The 1,100-nt window shown below is 38.0% G+C and carries 2 protein-coding genes and 1 pseudogene; all 3 read right to left on the reverse strand.

The genetic code is table 11. From position 1 onward, the window contains the following. Positions 1-152 (reverse strand): annotated as a pseudogene (locus tag BN338_RS13135) (recombinase); the annotation flags it as partial. A 99-nt stretch (positions 153-251) separates the two neighbouring features. Next, entirely contained in the window at positions 252-671 is a 420-nt protein-coding gene (locus tag BN338_RS06860; protein WP_039760365.1) for a hypothetical protein, read from the reverse strand. A 93-nt stretch (positions 672-764) separates the two neighbouring features. Continuing rightward, the coding region (locus BN338_RS06865) for a hypothetical protein (RefSeq protein WP_039760366.1) at positions 765-1,100 on the reverse strand (336 nt) is incomplete at its 5' end.

Raw genomic sequence — 1,100 nt, forward strand, 5'->3', positions numbered from 1 at the left:
TTAAGACCATAAGTATTTGCAACAGAGATAAAAGCAGCGAATTCTTCATCAGAGAAGTTATGATTGATACATGTTTTGATAATTGTCTTTCGGAATTGCTCATGAGAAAATCCATATTTGCTTGCCATGATTGTTAAAGGGGAATTTGTCATGTTTGTTTCTTTCTATTTGGCATGATTCATCCGTGGCGTGAATCACGCAATGTTGAAAATTGTTTGTTTTGGGAAAAGAGAGGCTATAAAGACTGAGCTCTAGTAGACTAATTTGTTGTTATAGATTTTTGTATCGCCAGAAATTTTGACTCCGGAATAAAGAACAGTGTCTCCATAAATCAGTGCTTTGCCACAAACATCTGCACCGTCATAAACCCATGCCTTGCCATGAATTTTTGCATCGTCAAAAACCCATGCATTGCCAAAAATCCTAGAGGCTTCAAAAACCTGCGCATTGCCATAAACTTGTGCATCGTCAAGAATACGCGCATTGTCATAAACTTTTGCATTATGATTAATCCAGCACTCGCCCTTATGAGACAAGTTACCTTCATGTTCAATAAAGCCACCGAGATCACCTTTTTTGACATCACTAAAATATCTTAACGCTCTAATTCGATAAAGCTTACGACCTTTATATTCGATTGTTTCATCAGTCAGTTCATATTTCTTAGGCATGATTTATTTCCTTTAAGTTAGAATCTGCCTTTGTCGTTCTTTGAGAAGAACGGCATTGGTTTGTGTTGTCATTTTTTGAAAAGAGGAGGGCTCTTAAAAGCGCCCTCTATAGTGTGTATAGTGTGGGTAATTTGGAATGACATCCGAAAGGGTCAAACGGTGCTGCTGTTCATAAGTCCCGTAAGTTTCATCTTCATATCGCTGCTGTTCGATTTCGTCTAAAAAAAAACCGTACGCAGAGCTGTGTAGAACAAAGTCGTGAGGTATGTTTCCATTGAAACACTGTTCTTCACATTCTTTAAGATAGAATTCAGCCAGATCTTCAGAGATATCTTCGCAACGATTAGTCGTTGGTTCGATACGGAAGATTTGGACAGCATTATCGGCTTGGTCGATAAATTTGATCATGTCACTTTCTTCTAAGAAAGG

Origin of the sequence: Bartonella queenslandensis AUST/NH15, assembly GCF_000312585.1 — a bacterium.
GTDB lineage: Bacteria > Pseudomonadota > Alphaproteobacteria > Rhizobiales > Rhizobiaceae > Bartonella > Bartonella queenslandensis_A.